This is a genomic window from Staphylococcus schweitzeri (genome assembly GCF_002902405.1).
Lineage (GTDB): Bacteria > Bacillota > Bacilli > Staphylococcales > Staphylococcaceae > Staphylococcus > Staphylococcus schweitzeri.
The window spans coordinates 21,901-28,328 of sequence record NZ_PPQS01000005.1; the positions used below are offsets into that span (position 1 = coordinate 21,901).

The 6,428-nt window shown below is 32.9% G+C and carries 6 protein-coding genes; all 6 read right to left on the minus strand.

The annotated features are described in order from the left end of the window. Positions 1-3 precede the first annotated feature (3 nt). From CD116_RS01350 to capA, 6 genes are read right to left on the minus strand one after another with little or no spacing between them, the layout of a single operon-like run. On the minus strand, positions 4-1,113 hold the full coding sequence (locus CD116_RS01350; protein WP_047548974.1) for a capsular polysaccharide biosynthesis protein CapF: 1,110 nt from the start codon (positions 1,111-1,113) through the stop codon (positions 4-6). Positions 1,114-1,125: 12 nt separating this feature from the next. Next, positions 1,126-2,154 carry a type 8 capsular polysaccharide synthesis protein Cap8E gene (gene cap8E, locus CD116_RS01355; protein WP_047424281.1) on the minus strand — a complete coding sequence of 343 codons (1,029 nt, stop codon included), beginning with the start codon at positions 2,152-2,154 and terminating at the stop codon, positions 1,126-1,128. Beyond that, entirely contained in the window at positions 2,144-3,967 is a 1,824-nt protein-coding gene (gene cap8D / locus CD116_RS01360) for a type 8 capsular polysaccharide synthesis protein Cap8D (protein WP_047424283.1), read from the minus strand. Before cap8D ends, cap8E begins: the two co-directional genes overlap by 11 nt. Positions 3,968-3,986: 19 nt before the next feature. Next, positions 3,987-4,751 (minus strand): tyrosine-protein phosphatase, encoded by a 765-nt coding sequence (locus CD116_RS01365; protein ID WP_047548952.1) that lies wholly within the window; start codon positions 4,749-4,751, stop codon positions 3,987-3,989. A 2-nt stretch (positions 4,752-4,753) separates the two neighbouring features. Beyond that, the gene (gene cap8B / locus CD116_RS01370) at positions 4,754-5,440 is read right to left on the minus strand and encodes a type 8 capsular polysaccharide synthesis protein Cap8B (protein ID WP_047424287.1); all 687 of its coding nucleotides are present in this window, start codon (positions 5,438-5,440) and stop codon (positions 4,754-4,756) included. 15 nt (positions 5,441-5,455) lie between these two features. Beyond that, positions 5,456-6,124 carry a capsular polysaccharide type 5/8 biosynthesis protein CapA gene (gene capA, locus CD116_RS01375; RefSeq protein ID WP_047424289.1) on the minus strand — a complete coding sequence of 223 codons (669 nt, stop codon included), beginning with the start codon at positions 6,122-6,124 and terminating at the stop codon, positions 5,456-5,458. Positions 6,125-6,428: the final 304 nt, after the last annotated feature.

Below are 6,428 nucleotides of genomic sequence, written 5' to 3' on the forward strand. Positions count from 1 at the left end.
GTACTATACCTCCAAGAAATACGTGTCTGGTTGAGTTGGATCAAACATCTCATTTACCCACATAATAGTTACCATATCTGTATCACCTAAATTTTCAATATTATGCGTGTATCCTACAGGTATATCTACAACTTCTAGTTTGTCTCCAGATACATAATATTCAATAACTTCATCATTATTAACGTGTCTGAAACGAATCACGCCTCTACCTGATACAACTAAAAATTTTTCATTTTTAGTATGATGCCAATGATTCCCTTTCACGATTCCAGGTTTTGATATATTTACAGAAACTTGACCACGATCCGGTGTTTTTATAAATTCTGTAAATGAACCTCTGTCATCTACATTCATAACAAGTGGATAACTAAAATCCGTTGTCGGCAAATAACTTAAATACGTACTATATAAATCTTTTTCAAACAAACTATCTAATTTAGGCAATGTACGATCAACGCGTGACTGCTTAAATTTATATAATAGATCTACAATTTCGCCCAACGTCACTTTAAAAACATTCGGAACTGTAGGCACACCATTTTCAATCGTTGGTTCCCCATCAATTGCACGTTTAATTTCAGCAACAATATCATCCACATAATTTAGCGTCAGTTCAACATTTCGATTATTGACTTGTATTTCTTCGTCTCGTGCTATTTTGTAGCAAAAAGTTGCAATAACTGAGTTATAATTTGGCTTACACCACTTACCAAAAAGATTTGGCCATCGATAAATGTAAACTTTATTACCATACTCCTCAGCATATTGACTTAATAGCTGCTCCCCTTGCAACTTACTTTCTCCATAAGGATTATCTTGCGTTGCTTGTATTGATGACGATAACAATATCGTTGGCTTTTTTGTATTTCTCGTTAATATTTCAAGTACATTATCTAAGTAACTTACATTTCCTAAACTGAATTCTTTATTATGTTCAGGTCTATTAACGCCCGCTAAATGAACAACAAAATCTGCTTTTAATAAAGCCTTCTCCAAATCCACTTCATCTGTTTGTCGATGTACTTCATAAATGTGATGATCTGTCGTTGATGATAAATCTGCTTTTAAATTTTTCCCTACAAAGCCATTTGCTCCTGTAATTACAATGTTCAACATCAATCTCTCCTATCTCACTGAATCTTTATAATTATTCAATTCATTTCTAACATATTCTAGCTTCAGTAGTTTTTCTTTTATTTCCTCTACCGTTAAAATATGTGTGTTATCGGAGTTATACTCATAAGCTTTTGTAATCTTTTCGTTACCCGTTTCAACGTAATTACTATAGTTTAAATCTCTGGAGTCTGCCGGCACTCTAAAATAATCACCCATGTCTTCACAGTGCGCATATTCTTCTCTCGTCAACAATGTTTCTGCTTTTTTCTCTCCATGTCGCGTACCAATAATTTCAATTGCATTATCCGCATCAAACAATTCTAATAAGGCTGTTGCAAGGTCACCTACAGTGGAACTAGGTGCTTTCTGAACCATGATATCGCCTGTCTCTGCATGTTTAAATGCATGAACAACGAGCTCTACTGCATCTTCTAAACTCATTAAGAAACGAGTCATTTCTGGATCAGTAATCGTCAAAGGTTCCCCCGCCTTAATTTTTTCGATAAATAGTGGAATTACTGACCCTCTTGAAGCCATTACATTGCCGTATCTCGTACCACAAATCAATGTCTGCTCACTACGAATATTCCGTGATTTTGCTACAAACACTTTTTCCATCATCGCTTTTGAGATACCCATCGCATTAATTGGATATGCCGCTTTATCAGTAGATAAACAAATCACTTTTTTGACATTTTGATGAATGGCACTTTGTAACACATTTTCAGTACCAATAATATTCGTCTTCACTGCTTCGACTGGGAAAAACTCACACGACGGCACTTGTTTTAACGCAGCTGCATGGAATACATAATCAACATCACGCATCGCGGTCTCTACGCTTTGACTATCTCGCACATCACCGATATAAAATTTCAATTTTGAATTGTTATACTTCTTCCTAATATCATCCTGCTTTTTCTCATCTCGCGAGAAAATTCTAATCTCTTTGACGTTAGAATCTAAAAACCGTTTCATAACTGCATTACCAAATGATCCTGTACCACCGGTAATTAATAAAATTTTGTTATCGAACATAATTATCTCCCTTTTTGCCATTGGCATAGTTAATAATTTTTTCTTTACTAAAATCGGTGACAATATCTTGAATAATTTCATCAACCTCATCACTTGTCATATGCTTTACTTTGCCGCGATAAATTTTTTCATATACTTGTTCCGGATGAATTTCATCCTTGTTCATTAACTCTTCAAACATTTTTTCGCCAGGTCTAATACCCGAATATGTGATACGTATATCTTCTTCTTTTTTACCACTTAGCTTAATTAAGTTACGGGCTAAATCTACAATTTTAACTGGTTCACCCATGTCTAACACAAATACCTCTCCACCTTCTGCAAGTGCACCTGCTTGTAAAACTAATCTAGAAGCTTCGGGTATCGTCATAAAATATCTTGTCATCTCAGGATGTGTTACTGTAACTGGACCACCTGCTTCAATTTGACTTTTGAAAAGCGGAATTACAGATCCTCTCGAACCAAGTACATTACCAAATCTTACTGCAACAAAATCTGTTCGATGCGTTTCATCGTTTAAGCTTTGAATAATCATTTCTGCAATACGTTTTGAAGCACCCATAACATTAGGTGGGTTAACTGCTTTGTCGGTGGAAATCATCACGAATTTCTTTACACCTGCATGCTTTGCTGCTTCTGCGGTATTTTTTGTCCCTAAAATATTATTACGAACTGCTTCTTCAGGATTATATTCCATTAACGGTACGTGTTTATGTGCCGCTGCGTGATAAACTGCATATGGTTTATATTGATCCATTACTTCAAACATGCGCGCTCTATTTTGAACGTCTGCAATAACAGGCACAATATCAAAGTGTTTTCCAAAACGATTACGTAATTCTCGATTAATTAAATAAATACTGTTTTCACCATGTCCAAGCAAAATAATTCGTTCCGGATAAAAATTACATACTTGCCTGCATATTTCAGATCCAATCGAACCACCTGCACCAGTCACTAGAATAGTTTTATTCGTTAATTCTTTTGATATCATATCCATATCTAATTCAACTGGGTCTCGACCTAACAAATCTTCTACTTCAACTTTTTTCAATTGATTTACTTCTAATTCACCAGACATGACGTCTTCAATGTTAGGCATTTTCAATAATTCAACACCGTCTAAATGACAAATATTATTAATCTCTTTCAAACGCTCTTGCTCAATTGTCGGAATGGCGATAATTATTTTTTTAATCTTATATTTTTTCACTAGTTCTGGTATATCTGCTATCTTCCCTTGAACTTTAACACCTTCTGTAATAGTGATATTACGTTTATGTTCATCATCATCAACTGCTAATACTGGTTCAAGTTTCATTTCGTCACTTTTCAACATTTGTCTAATCAGCATCGATCCCGCTTGACCTGCGCCAACAACTAGAGTAGGTTTTTTATTAAATGATTTACCTCCAAGATATTTTCGGTAAATTCGCCAAAAGAGACGCGAGCCACCTATTAAAATCAAGTGCATCATCCAAGTAATTAAATACAGCCTAAAAAATGGTCTATTGCCTGTAACAATTGTCACGACCACCATCGTAATAACGATAGATGTCGTCACAGCTTTAACAATTAAAATCAATTCACTCACACTGGCATATTCCCATGCACGATGGTACATATTAAATATAAATGCTGAAATATGATGTGATATGAATAGTGAAATAGCTGCCAATATTAATAATTTGACAGAATATGTTTTGAAATACGGTTCTAAAATGTAATAACTAACGAACACTGAAAATGTCACTATCAGTGAATCGATTAACGCTAGTATTAAAAGCCGCAATTTCACAGATAAATGTGCCATAAAACCCCTCATTTGCTGTTTATAACCCAAACCATCTTTTCTGTTTGTAATCTTGTTGTGGCATTCGTTTAGGAATTTTTTTATTATTAACAACTAACTTCGCATTACTGATAAATCCATTCATATCATCATGATATTGACGCAATTTTTTATCTTTAAATAAATCATTCATTAAAAATGGTCTGATTTCTGTGTTATGCGCATCTGAACCGATGAAATGTGTCAGATTGTTTTCAATCATTTGAATTGCTAATTTTCTAATTTTTTTACCGGAAATTCCCGCTAATGATGCCGTTGTAACTTGACTTAAAGCACCTTTGTTAATTAAATCGTATAGTATGTCAAGGTTTTGACTTATTGCTTTATTCCGCTCTGGATGTGCAATAATCGGTACAAAGCCTTTGCTCTGTAATTCGAAAAATAATTGATCAGTATAGTGTGGAACTTCATTTGATGGAAATTCTATTAGTAAATAGCGTGAATCATTAATACCGGTAATAACTTCATGATCAATATCACTAAGGATTTGATCGGTAATTCTTATTTCCTGACCATAATAAAACTTTAGATCTAGTTTTTGGACATCCACTAAGTTTTGAATATGGTTTAAACATGATTTCACTTTTTCTATTGGAGTGTTATATCGTGGGTGTAAGTGATGTGGTGTTACGATTATTTCTGTAACACCTTGCGTTGTTGCTTGCTTTAAAAGCTCTAGCATGTCAGCTTCATTTTTAGGTCCGTCATCGATGTCGGGCAATATATGATTATGGATATCAATCATATTTATTCATCTCCGTAATAGTGATAATAACTAGAAGACTTATCGACCTTGGTCTTGTTTAAAATGACACCTAAAATGTTACTGCCTGCCTTTTCCATTAGTGCTTTTGCTTTTTTAACTTCATTTTTATCATTTTTTTCACTATCAATAACTAACAAGCTATCTTTAATGGCACGTGCATATAGTTGTGCATCAGTTACAGTATTAACTGGCGGTGTATCAACGATAATAATGTCATAACGTTTATTGAAAAAATCAACTAATTCTTTGAATCTTTCAGAAGCTATTAGTTCCGATGGATTAGGAGGTACAGGACCTGCTGTTAATAAATCTAAATTGTCAATTTCTGTAGGTATAATTGCTTCTGACATCGTAGTTCTACCAATAATTAAACTTGATAATCCATTATTATTTTGCTCATTAAAAATATAGTTTTGTGTTGGCTTACGCATATCACCATCGATAACTAATGTTTTATAACCTGCTTGTGCATACGTAATCGCTACATTTGATACAACTGTACTTTTACCTGCACCTGGCTTTTCAGAAGTAACTAACAAGCGTTTTACTTCACCATTTGCTTTTGAAAACATGATGTTTGAACGTATACCACGAAATTTTTCACTAATTGTAGATTTCGGTTTTTCATACACAAACAATGTTGTTGTCGTATTTTCCTTTTTTGACATAAGTAGTAACCATCCTTAATTAAATTTTTGAATTGAACCTAATACAGGTAATCCCAATTCTTTCTCTGCATCTTCTTCGTCCTTAATTCGTTTGTCGAAGATAACTTTGAAGAATACATATATCAATGCGATAACTATTCCTAAGAAGAAGGCACCAATTAAATTCACAATAGTTTTTGGCGCAACTTTCACTGCGGTGCCATCCGCTTTAGATAAAATTGATACGTTATCTACACTCATAATCTTTGGAATTTGTTTACTTGTTACTTTAGCGAAACTATTCGCAATTTTTTCAGAATCCTGTTTATTACCACTTTTGACTTGTATATTAATAATTTGTGTATTTTCTTGGTTAGTAATGGTTAACATATTCGATAATTTAGAAGGTGAGTATTTATGATTTAAATCTTTCGACACCTCATCTAAAATTCTAGGACTTTTAACTATTTCTTTATACGTATTTACAAGCTGAATATTACTTTGTACTTCTTGTGCCATAAACTGCGGGTTGTCACCTTTAGTTTGATTCACTAAAATTTGTGTATTAGCTTGATATTTAGGTGATAAGACAAAAAACGTAACAATCGCGCTAATAATTAAAAATAATAGGGGCAAGATAATTAAGACCTTTAAGTTTTTTTGTAATACTTCTTTAATTTTTGTTAATTCTAATGTACTTTCCATTATTTACCTCCCTTAAAATTTTTCATTAAAATTGGTATTATATATATAGTATTTACATATTACATATCATTTAAACAATTAATTACTTTTAAAACGTATTATTTTAGCCTTTTTATTTATATGAAATTAAAAATAATTATACTCTAAAGTAGTAATAGTTTGTGAAATGAGTATCAATCTTAATATTTTCTTTATTTAAAAAAATGATTATCTAGTTTTTATTTCTCTGAAGATTTGGCAATAAATAAAAGAGCTTGGGACATTAAGTTCTTAGGCAATGTAAAAAAGCTGATTTCTATTAATT